At 39.8% G+C, this 14,581-nt stretch carries 10 protein-coding genes; 6 read left to right on the top strand and 4 right to left on the bottom strand.

What is annotated here, in order from left to right; translation table 11 throughout:
- Positions 1-9: 9 nt before the first annotated feature.
- A complete protein-coding gene (locus ACYQ28_RS01305) occupies positions 10-2,961 on the bottom strand; it encodes a hypothetical protein (protein ID WP_460047501.1) in 2,952 nt (983 codons plus the stop codon).
- A gap of 398 nt (positions 2,962-3,359) precedes the next feature.
- Between ACYQ28_RS01305 and ACYQ28_RS01300 the strand changes: the two genes are divergently transcribed.
- Together ACYQ28_RS01300 and ACYQ28_RS01295 are read left to right on the top strand one after the other, a co-directional pair.
- Positions 3,360-4,190, top strand: a complete 831-nt coding sequence (locus tag ACYQ28_RS01300) for an alpha/beta hydrolase family protein (protein ID WP_460047500.1) — start codon at positions 3,360-3,362, stop codon at positions 4,188-4,190.
- A 316-nt stretch (positions 4,191-4,506) separates the two neighbouring features.
- Positions 4,507-5,529, top strand: coding sequence for an alpha/beta fold hydrolase (locus ACYQ28_RS01295; RefSeq protein ID WP_460047499.1), 1,023 nt, complete (start codon positions 4,507-4,509; stop codon positions 5,527-5,529).
- A gap of 110 nt (positions 5,530-5,639) precedes the next feature.
- Here ACYQ28_RS01295 and ACYQ28_RS01290 read toward each other — a convergent pair whose 3' ends face one another.
- Positions 5,640-6,464: a 23S rRNA (adenine(2030)-N(6))-methyltransferase RlmJ gene (locus ACYQ28_RS01290; RefSeq protein WP_460047498.1), complete on the bottom strand. Its 825-nt coding sequence runs from the start codon at positions 6,462-6,464 to the stop codon at positions 5,640-5,642.
- A 3-nt stretch (positions 6,465-6,467) separates the two neighbouring features.
- Positions 6,468-7,622 carry a flavohemoglobin expression-modulating QEGLA motif protein gene (locus ACYQ28_RS01285; protein ID WP_460047497.1) on the bottom strand — a complete coding sequence of 385 codons (1,155 nt, stop codon included), beginning with the start codon at positions 7,620-7,622 and terminating at the stop codon, positions 6,468-6,470.
- A gap of 293 nt (positions 7,623-7,915) precedes the next feature.
- Here ACYQ28_RS01285 and rimO point away from each other — a divergent pair, with 293 nt between their 5' ends.
- From rimO to ACYQ28_RS01270, 3 genes are all read left to right on the top strand, one after another.
- Complete coding sequence (rimO, locus tag ACYQ28_RS01280) at positions 7,916-9,250, top strand: 30S ribosomal protein S12 methylthiotransferase RimO (RefSeq protein WP_460047496.1); 1,335 nt, start codon at positions 7,916-7,918, stop codon at positions 9,248-9,250.
- 502 nt (positions 9,251-9,752) lie between these two features.
- Positions 9,753-10,796: a hypothetical protein gene (locus ACYQ28_RS01275; protein ID WP_460047495.1), complete on the top strand. Its 1,044-nt coding sequence runs from the start codon at positions 9,753-9,755 to the stop codon at positions 10,794-10,796.
- Positions 10,783-11,502, top strand: coding sequence for a hypothetical protein (locus tag ACYQ28_RS01270; protein WP_460047494.1), 720 nt, complete (start codon positions 10,783-10,785; stop codon positions 11,500-11,502). Before ACYQ28_RS01275 ends, ACYQ28_RS01270 begins: the two co-directional genes overlap by 14 nt.
- A gap of 121 nt (positions 11,503-11,623) precedes the next feature.
- Here the strand turns inward: ACYQ28_RS01270 and ACYQ28_RS01265 are convergent, their stop codons facing one another.
- Positions 11,624-12,925 (bottom strand): zinc-dependent metalloprotease family protein, encoded by a 1,302-nt coding sequence (locus tag ACYQ28_RS01265; RefSeq protein ID WP_460047493.1) that lies wholly within the window; start codon positions 12,923-12,925, stop codon positions 11,624-11,626.
- 859 nt (positions 12,926-13,784) lie between these two features.
- Here ACYQ28_RS01265 and ACYQ28_RS01260 point away from each other — a divergent pair.
- A complete protein-coding gene (locus tag ACYQ28_RS01260; RefSeq protein ID WP_460047491.1) occupies positions 13,785-14,450 on the top strand; it encodes an alpha-ketoglutarate-dependent dioxygenase AlkB family protein in 666 nt (221 codons plus the stop codon).
- Positions 14,451-14,581: the final 131 nt, after the last annotated feature.

The following is a 14,581-nucleotide window of genomic DNA, read 5'->3' as shown; positions in this document are numbered from 1 at the left end:
AATTCACCCTTAAACCAGTTCGAAAGATTCTTCAGAATCTATGGCAGCGAGGGATTCGGTCTCGGCAATATAAATTGCCAAACATTTATTCACCACCTGGCCTTCGGTGACATTATGCAGATACACATCGTGCCAACGGCCAATGTGCTGGGCGATGTAACCATTATTGTTTGGGTTGGCAACCAACAACACAAAATGATTAGACTCAACAACTCGGCGTAACTCTGGAAGGTTATCTTCATCCAAACTGCCGATTTCATCAAACACAACCGGTAAGGTAAAGGTAACGTCTTCGGGCACAAGGCGACGCATTAAAATTGCCAATAACACGGCGTTAACCATGCCGCTGGTGCCGTTCGATTGCGAAGTCGTTTCTTTTTTACCGTTAATTTCGTATACAAATTTAACGTCGGTAATGATTTTTTCTAAATCGAGTTTGCCGTAGTTAGCGCCTTCAATTAAATATTTTTCACAGAAATCCAACAAGCGTTGATAAAACGAATCTTCCATTAGCTGATCAGACGTCGAGCCGTGATTAGCAAGTTCACGACGTAGGGTATTAAAACCGTCAAGGGTTTTAATCTCGATGGTCACACCGGTCAGGTTAGAGATTTTCACACTGCCAAGCAGAGCATTAATTCGCTCTTCAAAGTTTTTAATGGCTCGCGCCATGCTGTCAAGCAGGCTGATTTCAACACTGGTTTGATGATTGTGCTGGCGAACTTGAATAAAATGTTCTTTCTCTTTGGAAACAATATTTTCAAATTCGGAACGCAGTTTTTGGTAAGCATCCAAAAAGTCACTGGATTCTAAATCGGTGCGGTGAGCTAGGTCGGCATCTATGGCAAGAATATTCGCCGAAATTAGCGTTCTAAACTGCTCCAGCGATTTTTGCTTGTTCGCTTTTAATTTATTTTGCAGCGTTTCTAACGCGTTTAAATACTGTTCTATCTCATCAACCGTTAACGGGTTATCACCTTCAACCGAGGCAAGCATTTGGTCTTGTTCGTCGGCAACCAGTTTCTTTAAGTACTGTAGCTGTGTATCGCACTGTTTGATGCGCTCGAAATTTTTCTCGATACTCAATACTTCTTTGCGAGTCACTTCTTCTATGGCAAAACATTCGATATAGGCATTATTTAAACGGTCTTTTTCAGACTCTAACAATTCAAGCTGTTCGTCTAAATTGGCTTGCTGCAATTGCTTTTCTTGTAAATCGTCGAGATCACGTTCATAGCTTGCCAATGCCTTAATTTCGGCATCAATTTCTTTAATTTCTTGCTTTTTCTCTTCCAGCAATGCCGTGGTAAGATCACCACCAGCTTTAATAACACGATCTAGTTCATCGATGGATTTTTCGTTGTTATCGTACTGATTTCGAACATTGTCTAGTTCTACTAAAATAGTTTCTCGAAACGACTGCGCATCAAATGGCTTGATTTTGACGTTCTCTAATAGCTCACCGCAAAACAGTATTTGTTCGTTTTCGAACTCAAACAACTCTGTAAAACATTCAACGGCTTGCACCTGCATACTCATGGGCTCTTCAACAAGCGCCTTAAAGCTCGGGTTTAAACTGTTAAGCACCGTTGCCGCGTGATTTTCTAGATAACTTAATAAACCTTTCGAGTCGTCATTTAATTGTTGCTCTAGCAATTTTAACTTGGTTGCTAGTTTATTTTTTTTGCTGATCAATTCGCCCAAGCGAGCATTGGCTTTTTCGCTGTTTTGAAAACTCTCTAACTCTGCCTCGGCTTCTTTTTTGAATTCCCGTAAATGATTACTAATTTCAAAGGTATCGTCGCTGTCAATGACCGGCCGTTCGCGCTTAATAACGTCTTCGGCTAGGGTAATGCTGGCGGTGAGTTTTTCAATGTCTTTGGCGATAGGTTTGCGCTCGCCGTTTTTAGCGGAGATTTCAGCGGTTTTTTCGGCGAGGATTTTTTCGTGTTGTTTGCGAGTACCCACTAAATTGAGCAGCTTTTCTTGCGCGCTTTCGTGTTCGGGCTGAAACTGATCCATCAACAACTGAATGGATTGGCTAAGACCGGCAACGTCTTTTTGCCAACTTCTAACGTTTAATCCGTAGTCACGGTAGCAAGTTTCTAAAACTTTCCAATGTTGTTGGTGATTTTTTACCTTGTGAATATGATTGGCTTCTTGTCTTAAGCGTTCGCGATCGGAATGAATGCGTTTGAAATCAATATTAATCGGTTCGCGCCCGGTTGAAACTTCGCTGTCGATAATATTAGCAATGGCCAGTGGCAGGTTTTTGGTATCCGCACCTTTAATATCAAATGAGAGCTGCAATAACGCTTTGATAGATCGCATCATTGGTGGTTTTGGTAATTGCACCAAAGGCATTAAACAAAACCGTGTTTCGGGTTTAGTTGGGCTTACTCGTGTATACAGCGCGGTACGAATGGTTTCTTGATCGTTAAGTGGTAGCGCTTTTAATGCTTGTAACTGTTTTTGTACGTCACTTAAATTAAAATCGTCTGGGTGTGCACCCATGCCTTGGTTAGCAGCCGATTGCGTATTCCAAAACAAATGGCGAATTTTTGCGTAGGCACAGGGCACAGCAATGCGGTTGTATCCTAGGGTTTCTTTGGGGTTTTGATGCAAGACAATGCAAAAATCCCCTTGCGGATTAGTCGCTTCTAAAATAATAAACGATGTAGAACTTGGAAAATAATAACTAAAACTTTCTTCACCGCTATAAACCTTACCGCCAGAAGAGAATCCGAATTTCTTTTCACAGGCTTTAAAATTTACCTCGGCCAATAAAAATAACTTCAACGCATTTAACGCCGAGGTTTTGCCTTTATTATTTTTACTTAATAATGCCGCCGTTTGATCAATAGGAATTTCAACATAGGCAGCGCTGCCTGAATTGACCATAACCAAACGTAAAACTTTGTAACGGTCCCCATCTGGTAACAAATCCATAATTTTTTCCATGATTTATCCTAGATAGGCCCTTTTGTAATTAAGTTATTAAGCATTAAATATTGTCAGTAACACAGACTAAATCGATTAAAAATTGGCTTGCCTCAAACTTGGTTTGATCAAACCCTACACAAACTCGTTCGGGCATCTAAACCCGAGAACAACTCTCTATTGTAAATAACCCAACGCAACTTCTACAGTAACAATCTCGCTTGAACAGTGATTTTGTGCTCTTAACTGCCAAATATCAGTAATGCCTACAAGTCATTGTTGATATTTACGCTGGATTTTGGTCAAAAAACACTCTGATCACACATAAGCTTGAATGAGAATAAGTGTCGTAGCCAAACACTAGTGCGGGTATGGTTACTCAAAAATCTCATCTACGCCGTTTTTAAGTAGGATAGTTTATGTTTAATTTATGCCGCGCCCTGACCGTTATTGTTCTCTTATGCTCATCAATCGCTCAGGCAGAAGACCTAAAAGCCAATAAATACCGATTAAAGAATCCAGATACCAACGGAAATATCTGGGTTTATCTGCCAAGCACTGCAACAACAGAGTCAATTCCGGTGATTTTAATCGCACCAGCCGGGTCAGGTTTGTTTTTTGGTATGCAGTTAAGCGACGGCGACACTCCTGAGCACGTTCCTTACGTAGAAGCCGGATACGCCGTAATTAGTTTTGATTTGAGTGGCCCGTGGCCAGAAACCGCAGACGAATCCAGTCAGTTAAGCGCCATTAACCAATTTGTAGAAAGTGATGGCGGTATTAAGGATGCTTTTGAAGCATTTGTTGTAGCAACCCGAGAATTTAAACAACTCAACAAAGAAGAAGTGTACTTTGCGGGACACAGCTCAGCTGCCACGGTTGCACTTATGGCTCCGCAGAAATTACCTTTTTTAAAAGGCATTATTGCCTATGCGCCCGTGCTTAATACCGAAGAATATTTATCTGATATCGGACGACAAGTGTCAACCGCAATTCCAGCGTTTAAAAAAGCACTCATGGATAGCTCGCCCCACAAAAATATCGCGTATTTTGACATGCCTGTATTTTTATTTTCAGCCGACGATGACAGTCGAATGGCGGCCCGACAAAAAACCTATCAACAATTTGTTTCCGATTTAAAAGAACAAGGAACGCCAATTACCTATAAAACCGTTGCCCACGGTGGCCATTATCAATCGATGATTGACGAAGGTATTCCGGCTGCGATTGAGTGGCTGAAAAAACAATAAAAATCTCACATTAACGCTTTCATGATTCATTCATGTGAGACATTGCTCTGTAGAAATTTCCACAATACATGTGATTATATAAACCCAGTATTTTACGAAAACAATGAACCATGATTTAACAAATGAACCATGATTTAACACCTGTGTGTAAAAACATGCTCGACAATGCAGACATGTCATTAAATTTTTCGCAATACCCGAAAATAGTCTTAAATTTTACCGTTTACGGCTTTGTGGATGGAAAGTTTCGGCAAGTGGTTTGAATGTGACGAAACAATTGATTTAAAACTAGAGAATGGAATTGAGGTATCTATTGATGAGTTTATTGCTAAGCAACCGCGCTATTCATTTGATAAAAGTGCTTACGCTAACCCTTGCAGCCATGCTGATACAAGGTTGCACTACAAGTAGAAATATCGACAATATTGGCACTCACATTTCTAACCAATACCAATTACCCAGCAATTATAAAGATCATCGCGCACAGCAGCAGTTATTTACCCTAGAAAATGGTTCTCAAATTGCGTTTACCGATCACGGCGAAGGCGATGTTTTGGTGTTATTGCACGGCGTGCCTACGTCCAGTTGGATGTATCGAAAGATGATTCCTACGTTACAAAATCATTTTCGGGTAATCACGGTAGATTTTTTGGGTTATGGCTCAAGCAGTAAACCAGAAAACAAAAACGCTATTTATAGCGATTCTTCTCAAGCCAATTACGTTCAACAACTACTTAATAGTCTTGGCGTAGATAATTACAGTTTGTTATTTCACGATATGGGCGGATTGGTAGCATGGCAGATGTTACGTAACGATGTTACAACCGAAAATTCTAAGCAGCATATCGATAATTTAATGGTGTTAAATACCATTGTTCGTGAAGAAGGTTTTAATCATCCCAATTTCGAACAAGATATTTTCACACGCTTAATGACCGACGCCTATGAAAACCGAGTTACCAGTGCACTGGTTCTTAAACAAACCTTTGAGAATATGGGCCTAGGGGAACACGAACTGTCTGAACAAGAATGCGCGGGTTACGTAAAACCCATGACAGAAGGTAGCAGCGATGCTTTATTTGCGTTTTACAGCCATATTGATGATGCGTTATTTTCGCAATTAGAAAGCAATGCTACTGTATTTGAGAAATTTACCGGTGAAACCTTGGTATTTTGGGGCGCTAAAGACGAAACCCTAACCACACAGCAAATTCCGTTTTTAATAGATCATTTAAAAATACCGGATGAAAACGTGTTTATTTTTGAAAACAATGCGCATTTTTTAGCGGAAGAAATTCCCGACATATTAACAAACACAATAGTTAAAGCATTAAGATAATAAAAAGACTACAACAACAATACCGTTTGTTATGCTGCTATTAATTCTACGAGAACATAAAAACTCTGATCAATTTTTTCATATGTTAATCAGAGTTTTTAATCCATGAATTACTCTGCAATCAATAATTCATATCGAGTTCTCGCGATTCCGTCTTCGGATAACCGCTGAGAAACTTCACCAAAACCGCTTTTGAATTGCTCTGGCAAGGTCCATGGTGGATTGACCACAATCATGCCCGAAGCCGTCATACCTTTATTAGCGTCATCGGCTACACCCATTTCGAATAGATGCACGTTTTTTAAAACAGTTTTTTTAATGTGTTTTTCAAGTTGCGTAATTTGTTCTCGATCCACTACTGGGTACCATAATAAAAACACCGTTTGCGGCATTTTTTTGTAGGCTTTTTCAACGGTTTCTACAACGGTTCTGTAATCTGCTTTAATTTCGTACGATGGATCCATTAAAACTAATGCACGCTTGTTTTTGTTAGGCAACAAGCTCAATAAACCTTTAAAACCGTCTTCAGTTTTAACAAAACACCCAGTTTTAGAAGCCAGTTTTTTTTGTAAATTGGTAATGGCTTGCGGGTGCATTTCAAAAAACCATGCATGATCGCCCGAGCGCAAGTGTTGCTGTACTAACTTTGGTGAACCCGGATATTTATGCTGTGCGATATAAGATAGCACTACATCTAAGTAGTTTTTCAAGACTTCGGGCTGATTATCTATTAATTTTAATACTCCGGCGCTGGCCTCGCCGGTTTTTAACGCAGCTTGGCTTTTTAGCGAATAGAGGCCATCGCCCGCGTGAGTATCAATGTAATCGAAGGGTTTATCTTTTTTTTGTAAATACAATAGAGTTTCAAGCAGGCACCAATGTTTTAAAACATCGGCGTGGTTGCCTGCGTGAAAAGCGTGTTGATAACTGAGCATATTTTACTTAATAGAGTGAGCGACAAACTGTTTAACAGCATCAATATCACCCGGTGCTGCAATAGCAGGGCTGATAAATTTAGGCGGATTTAAATAATGTTTTTCGACTAATCGAGAAATGACATCGATATATTCAAATGAAACTTTACCAATCAACAGGTTTTGGAAGTTTGGGTGTTTTTCATAGGCGTTAAGCATTTGTCGCAAGCCACGCAGGTACAAATAATCTTTGGTATAACCACCACCACGATATACACGCGCGGTAATGGTGTAGGCCAGATTTTCTTCAACACCATGGGTTTCTTTTAACAATAAAAAGGTTTGTTTAAAATCTTTTTCGTTAATCATTGAGTCTACGGCAATTACACGCAACGCCAAAACTTTTAACCGCGGAATGGTTAAAAACCCAGCCAAGTATTCGCACAAAATGGCGATACCTTCTTGGGTTTTAGTGTTTACTGGGCAACCTAATGACATAATTTTTAGTGGTTGCTCTGCGGCATTTAATGTTGTCACCAGATGCACACCTAATTCATGGTGAGCGAGTGCGTAAACTTCGGTCTCTGGAATTTTTGCATTTTGATTAATTTTTAGCGTTCTGCCAGATACCACTGCATTGGCAATCATAGCAGATTCAATTTTGATCTTATATTCATAACCCTGCGCACCGGCAAATTCATCCATATGTTTTTGAATTTGTTGGGCATTCATTAAATCGGTTTCGATATCGCAAAATTCTTCATCAAGATCATCGGGTAGATGTAAAATAAAATTCGCATTATTCAGATCTTTTTCGTTTGGCTCGCCAAAATAACGCAGCGAGTCGTATAAAAAATCTGGCGACCCGATCGACAAAGATTGGTCGAGCTTGTCGACATAAGACTCGATCACTTCAGCATATAAAAACGCTAGGTCTTCATCGAGAATATCTTCAACCGGTAAATTGTAAAGCGCACGCTTTTTTTGGAACGAGTTAAACGGTGATTTTTTGTAGGTAAATTCTGGATTTATAGAGAAGTTACTCTCAAAAAATATCTTCTTTTGCTCTTGGAAGTTTTGTGGCGCAATGGCTTCTAAAACATCGACATCACGAACCAGATCGTAAAGCGCAGAATCAAGTTTTCTAGCCTTTTCGAGATCGGTGGAATTATGAATCATGTATACAACCAGATAACTTATAAAATAAAGGGCTAATACTTAGATTACCCTGTGTTTACTGCAAAAAATTGCGAGAACTTCATCTTGTTTACACTATCGTATGAGTGTGCATGAAATTTAACGCTAGGCAAACTACTATTTCTCGGGTACCAACTCTTCCGTCGCCCTAAACACCGCCCTTAAACACGCGCAATCGCGCACATATAGCCAAGAAGTGTTCGATATCCGATGACAGCTGTAATACAATCGCGCGCCTAATTTTCAGCCACAAATTTCTTAACTGAGGTAGTCGAATGAGTCAGAAAAAAGTCGGGTTTATCAGCCTTGGATGCCCCAAAGCCCTTGTGGATTCAGAGCGGATTCTGACTCAACTGCGTACCGATGGTTATGAGATATCCCCCACCTATCACGACGCGAACGTGGTGGTGGTGAACACCTGTGGCTTTATCGACGACGCCAAACGCGAGTCACTAGAAGCCATTGGTGAAGCCATGGCCGAAAACGGCAAGGTGATTGTTACCGGTTGTATGGGTAACGAAGCCGCGAAAATTCGTGAGCTTTATCCTGATGTGCTTAGTGTTACCGGCGCCCACGCCTATGAAGAGGTGGTTGGTGCTGTACACCAGTTCGTTCCACAAGAAGTTATCCACAACCCACTTATCGATTTGGTTCCACCCCAAGGCATCAAGCTGACTCCGCGTCACTACGCTTACTTGAAGATTTCTGAAGGCTGTAACCACCGCTGTAGCTTTTGCATTATTCCGTCATTGCGCGGCGATCTTGTCAGTCGCCCTATTGGCGATGTTATGGACGAAGCTGAGCGCTTAGCGAATGCGGGTGTTAAAGAGTTGTTGGTGATCTCCCAAGACACCAGTGCCTACGGTGTAGACATCAAATACCGCACCGGTTTTTGGCAAGGCCGCCCCATGAAATCTAACATGAAGTCTTTGTGCGAAGGCTTGGCAAGTTTGGGCATTTGGGTGCGCCTGCACTATGTGTATCCATATCCGCACGTGGATGACATTATTCCGATGATGGCCGATGGCCTAATTTTGCCGTACCTAGACATCCCGTTCCAACACGGCAGCCCGAAAATTCTTAAATCGATGAAGCGCCCAGCTCATGCAGAAAACACCCTAGAGCGCATTCACAAATGGCGCTCTATCTGCCCAGACCTAACCCTGCGCAGCACTTTTATTGTGGGTTATCCGGGTGAAACCGAAGAAGACTTCAACATATTGCTCGACTTCTTAAAAGAAGCGCAGCTAGACCGCGTTGGCTGCTTCCAGTATTCACCGGTAGAAGGCGCAAAAGCCAACGAACTCGCCGACCAAGTGCCCGACGAAGTTAAAGAAGAACGTCACGCCCGATTTATGGAAGTACAGGCCGAAATATCCAAGCAACGCCTGCAAGACAAAATTGGCAAAACCGTCCACGTTTTAATTGACGAAGTTGACGAAGAAGGCGCCATTGGCCGAACCAAAGCCGACGCGCCAGAAATTGACGGCATGGTGTATTTAAATGGTGAAACCGAACTAGCCCCCGGCGATTTGGTTACCGCAAAAATATTCCAAGCCGACGAACACGACCTATGGGCAGAGATGACCGACTTTGACGACACACTGTAAAAGCCTGCGTTAATTTAAATAACTCAAGAAGTTCTAAACGGTTTAGAACTTCTTGATAAAAATCCCTCGACAAATATCTCTCAACAAAATATCTCGATAAAAATTGCATTTATAATTAGCAACATAAAACATTAATAAATTCAAAAATAACGTTAAATACAATTTACACTTCCATAATTACCAGCCTAAAAAAATAGAGCGGCAACTCAAAATACTCTACGACTCAAAAATACAACTTGCCAAGAAAACCGACTCGCTAGATAAACCCTACATTAATAAACCCACATATTAGAAAACATCAGCTAACGCATACATCTAGAATTTAACTAATACTTAAGTTTACTCAGTTAATACTAGAGCAATAAAACCATTAAAACTTCGAAATATAAGTATCATCTATTTTAAAAATTTCCTTCCAAAACACTTTTAATACCGTCATTAGCCGATACACTTGCCTAAATTCATGCACTAATACCGCATAACTTCTTTATAGGCAGCAGAAATGGCACTTAAAAACTTTTCGAATTTTATATACTTCTCAAGAAATACAATGGGAAATTCCGGAAAACCGGTTTACATTGATCCTAACTTAATTGTTGATTTTGTCACTTATGTGAACCCTAATGACCAAAAAAATGGGGGGCAAAGTTTAGTTATAGAGATTAGCAATACTCTAATATCTATCTCTGCAGGAGGCGCTGATGGATCATCCATTCAGAAGTCGAATAAATTCTACAAAGATATTAAAGTACCTAACCTTCCTGGAGTACGGCTTTACTACCAAACATTTCAAGATAAAGTTGAAGGAGTTTCTAGAGGTCCTGGAATTTACATTTACGATTTAAAACCGCTAAAAAATAATGAGATAGAGACTGAAGGATTATACAAGGTATATCATTCCAACGATAAATGGATCTACGATAAGAAAAACAATAACTTACTCGACGAAAAGTTATTCTTTATCTCAGCTATTAAGGATACAGACAACAGATTTTCCGCTCAAACTACAGCCGGGTCAATAGTTTCCCATCTCCATCAAAAATCAGATAAATCTAGCTCTAACTTATACTACTGCCCTTCTTATTTGACTGATAATGGTGAAGCATGGGCTCCAAATGATAGGCTCTCTAAAACGGCAAGTGCCGATGAACTAGCACAAATATTAATTGACTCAGAGAATAAATGGATAGCTGGGCATAACTTTGATTACGAAACTATAGTAGAACAAGATGGTGTGAAAGTTCTCATCAAAGCTTTAGAAAAAGTAAAACTAGCGAACATTAAACTAACAAGTCATAAATTCTCCCTGAATGCTCCTTATGCTGAAATCCACAAACTAGAAAAATTAATAGATGAATGTGGTGGACTTAAATCAAAATCCGAGAATTCTACAAAAAACAATAAAATATCCGCCTTACATCAGGCGATGACCCAGAAACTTCTCAGTGAACAGAAAGTTCTTTCTAGCGAAAATAACACTCATGAAAGTAATATAACCTTTGCTGACCTGGTTAAGAGAAAGGGGTTTGATCATGAAGCTAGTTAATTTCTCGAAGAAAAAATCCCAAAAATACACATTAAAGATAAATGAATACTTTTTTATATATTTCGATAATTCAAAAAATGAAAACATTAACTTATACACCGCCGAAATCAACATAAACTCAGATAAAAATATAGTTCAGATTTCTGAAATAAATGAATCCCATGACCTAGCAATATTAAATATTTATTGTGAAAGCAAATCAGACTTACAACAAATAAATCACTCTATTCAATGCTACTTGACTCTAGTAACAAGATACAAGGAACAAGATAGTAGTAGATTTATTAAGGATAATATTTTTAAAAGACTAACATCAGACCCTATAGGAATGGAGATTCACAATTCAGAATCATCTATTAACCCAAGAAATCCTTCAGAAATAAACGAAACTACCATTGGTGATAAAAGATGTTTTTTTCATTTCTACGGTAAGAGCATCGTAAACTATGGATTAGATGTTTATATTCTATTTGATACCTTCACTATAAGATTGGATTTTAGAGACTCTTTCGTATGGGGTTCAATCAAAAATTCAGTTGAAGAAGGAAAGCAGTTTTTCTTGGAATTTGCGAAAAAATTTATCGAAGAATTAGAAATTTTTGATTCTACAAAAGTAGATTGCTCACATCTAAAACCAGGCGTTACTTTTATCCCGAACGAAGATGCAGAAAAAGATATTACCCCCATAACTGATTTTGGTTGGTGAAACTAGAGTTAATTGGGAACAAAAAAACGGAGGCATTGCCTCCGTTTTTTTTGCGTAGCTTTTCGAATTAACGAGAGCTTGCGAATTAACGAGAGCTTGCGAATTAACGAGAGCTTGCGAATTAACGGAAGCTTGCAATGGTGCCACGACGTTGTGCGTGAACGCGTTCGTTGTCGGCAACGGTTGCGTTACCTAAAGACGCACCATTAAAGGTTTGGTCATCCGTTGAGAATAGGCCAACACGGGTTTGTGGGTTGCTGTTTACAGCCATGATGGTACGAATGCCCGCACCAGCATTAACAAATCCGTGACCAAACGCGAATGGCGCAGTGCTTGGGTCGTTATCGTGGCGAGCACCAAACAGGTGACCAAGTTCGTGAACGAAGCTAAAACCATTTGCACAGCTGGTTGCCGCAGCCATTGCAAAGAAGCCTTGCGCTTGGCTCACACCAATACCGGCAGCAATTCCGCACAAGCCACCAAATGGGCTAGATTGAGTACGAGTGATAATGGTAACAATGTCCGCAGCTTGTGAGTTGCGGGTAGTGGTAGCCAAACCATCTAGGTAACCGTCATTGGTATTTACCAAACCGTCAAGGTTGTCGGTCATAAATGGTAATTCGTTAACACCAGTACGGAATAAACCACCATTTGCTAAAACGATTGGCAAACCGTTTTGACTGTATACATCGTTACTTTGCGCCAAATGGAAGTTCATACGATCAACGGTTGGGCCAACGCCACCCAATGCGACAATTGCGTCTTCGGTTGCAGCTTGCATTACACGAATCGTGCTAGTACCGGTAGTTTCTAATGGCGCTGGTTCTGATGCGGCCGCTTCACGGAAAGGAACACCAACATTTAGTGGAGTATCGTCAGTTTGCGGTAATTTGGTCATATCAATTTCGGCCAATAAATGCCGACCATTTTCAGTGGTTTGAATACTGAAAACGCGATCGCCCATGCGCAATTCGCCGTGAACACGACCGTTGCTGCGAACTAAAACTGCACGATCGGTATTAATGCCACGAGTCGCCGATAAATCCGCACCCGTATTAATGTCACCAGCCCATACTTGGTAATCACTGCTAATCCAGTAACTTTGTGTATTAGTTGCTGTAAGTTCTAAACCGCTGCCCATATTTAAGGTAAGCGTAGAGGTCGAGCCATCTAATAAGCTGGTATTTACGTTAATTGGGCGAACAGACAAAATATTATCGTCAGAACGCAACGCTTGCATTAAAGAATCGGATTGCAGTGAACGCGCACTAGCACCAAAACTAAAAAGTTCGTTACTTTGTACTTTAAGCACTTGTGGCGCTGGCGCCGATTTAAAAATTAATTCTTGCGGTTCTGCAAAGGCAGATACTGAAGAAATTGCTAAAGAGAGCGCAGCAGTTGTCGCTAACCAATGTTTTTTCATTGCGATGTCCTCAAAAGTAGACTTTTTGGCGATTTAATTTAGATTTTAGCTTCATGCTGAGTAACACTCCTAAACTCGTTGTGCGTTAAAAAATTTAAGCGCAACAACGCAATCGAAATTTTTCAAAATTTCAATGTAATAAAAAAAATCCTGATAATTCCAAACTTAAAATAACGAGATGGTGAATTTGATAGTAAAGACGGATGCTAACTAAAGTAAAGCACTGTAAGTTTTTGCAGATGGGAATTTGAATATGACGATATCAATAAATTCAAAATTTAAATGGTGGCTATTAAAATTATTAAAAATTAATTCCTGACCGATATCTCTATAAAAAAATCAAAATTTCGCATCTTCGTTACAGAGACTATTTTTTAAACGTAATTAAAAATCTTAAAAAATTACGCAGAAAAATTTCAAGCAATGCAATTCATAATTCTAGCCGCGATAGATTTTGGATAAAGTTCACGTAGATGTGTGCAGATAATCGTCGAAACCAACCAAAAGCGTTGTTCTTATTACGATCAAGCATTTAAAAAAGCGGGAATCAACTTGAAGTTACTAACCATAAAAGCTGAGTTGTTGTTTTTAATAACGGAAAACTCTGATTAACCTAAGGGTTAACCCTTATTCAATTAATCGCAGCATGTGGTAATCAAAAACTCCTATGGTTTAAGCATTTATTAAGAACGTAAATATCGGCAAGCCGCATATTAGATCAAACTTAGTAAAATTCAGAAAGCTGACTTTAGACACCAAAATCGGCAGACTTATTGCAATACCTTTATCGGCTAAAAATACGAGTTTATGTTTCTAGTTTTTGTCTATCTTTTAAAAAATTAAGCAGCGGCAGCGTACTATGATCGATCCAGATGAGCTCAATCTTGTTAAGCAGATCAAAGAAATAAATTCTTTTACAGAGATTGATCGTAAACATTTGTCGAACAATGACTTGATTGCAAACAATTCGTTGCAGTTTTTAGGAAAATTATCGTCTGTGCAGACTCGCAAACAATGGTTGCAACACATTATTGATGAGACAACGTGGGAAGAATCTGGATATGAGGCCTTTGGCCGCTGGTTCGATCTACCAAGGCAACAGTCTTGGGTTGCAGAGCCGTCACTTAAGTATCGCTACTCAGATAATTTGTTAGCCAATCGTCCTTGGAGTGATCTACTTCTGACCATAAAGCAAGAGGTGGAGCAGCTTTGCAGCAGCGACTTCAATTCGGTTTTATTAACTTTATATCGCCACGGAAACGATTCGGTAGATTGGCACTGTGATGACGAACTGGAGCTGGGCAGTAACCCAATAATTGCGTCGCTTTCTTTGGGCGAGTCTCGATATTTTTGCATCAAACACAAACAATCCCACAGAGTACAAAAAATAGTGATTGAAGACGGCGATTTGTGGTTAATGCATCCTGATTTTCAAAGAGATTGGCTGCATGCCATCTTACCTGAACACGCCGAAAAACAACTGCGATTAAACCTAACGTTTAGAAAAGTTTATCCAGCGCCTTAGCGTTATCTTGAGCAAGACCTCTTTCTTAGTATCCTATAACGATTTTCGTAACACGCAGTTTTCTAAAATAAGAAATTTTCTAAAAAAGAATTCCTTAGAATAAAAAACTTCTTGGACTTAAAACCAAGAAC

It is taken from the genome of Sessilibacter sp. MAH1, from assembly GCF_054658315.1.
The sequence above is the reverse complement of the archived record's forward strand: the minus strand, read 5'-3'. Positions and strand labels throughout refer to the sequence as shown.

Bases quoted from the DNA above. Each gene is read 5' to 3' on its own strand.
- ACYQ28_RS01260 (WP_460047491.1), top strand. From the start codon at position 13,785: ATGATCGATCCAGATGAGCTCAATCTTGTTAAGCAGATCAAAGAAATA.
- ACYQ28_RS01270 (WP_460047494.1), top strand. From the start codon at position 10,783: ATGAAGCTAGTTAATTTCTCGAAGAAAAAATCCCAAAAATACACATTA.
- ACYQ28_RS01300 (WP_460047500.1), top strand. From the start codon at position 3,360: ATGTTTAATTTATGCCGCGCCCTGACCGTTATTGTTCTCTTATGCTCA.
- ACYQ28_RS01265 (WP_460047493.1), bottom strand. From the start codon at position 12,925: ATGAAAAAACATTGGTTAGCGACAACTGCTGCGCTCTCTTTAGCAATT.
- ACYQ28_RS01290 (WP_460047498.1), bottom strand. From the start codon at position 6,464: ATGCTCAGTTATCAACACGCTTTTCACGCAGGCAACCACGCCGATGTT.
- ACYQ28_RS01275 (WP_460047495.1), top strand. From the start codon at position 9,753: ATGGCACTTAAAAACTTTTCGAATTTTATATACTTCTCAAGAAATACA.
- ACYQ28_RS01305 (WP_460047501.1), bottom strand. From the start codon at position 2,961: ATGGAAAAAATTATGGATTTGTTACCAGATGGGGACCGTTACAAAGTT.
- rimO (WP_460047496.1), top strand. From the start codon at position 7,916: ATGAGTCAGAAAAAAGTCGGGTTTATCAGCCTTGGATGCCCCAAAGCC.
- ACYQ28_RS01285 (WP_460047497.1), bottom strand. From the start codon at position 7,622: ATGATTCATAATTCCACCGATCTCGAAAAGGCTAGAAAACTTGATTCT.
- ACYQ28_RS01295 (WP_460047499.1), top strand. From the start codon at position 4,507: ATGAGTTTATTGCTAAGCAACCGCGCTATTCATTTGATAAAAGTGCTT.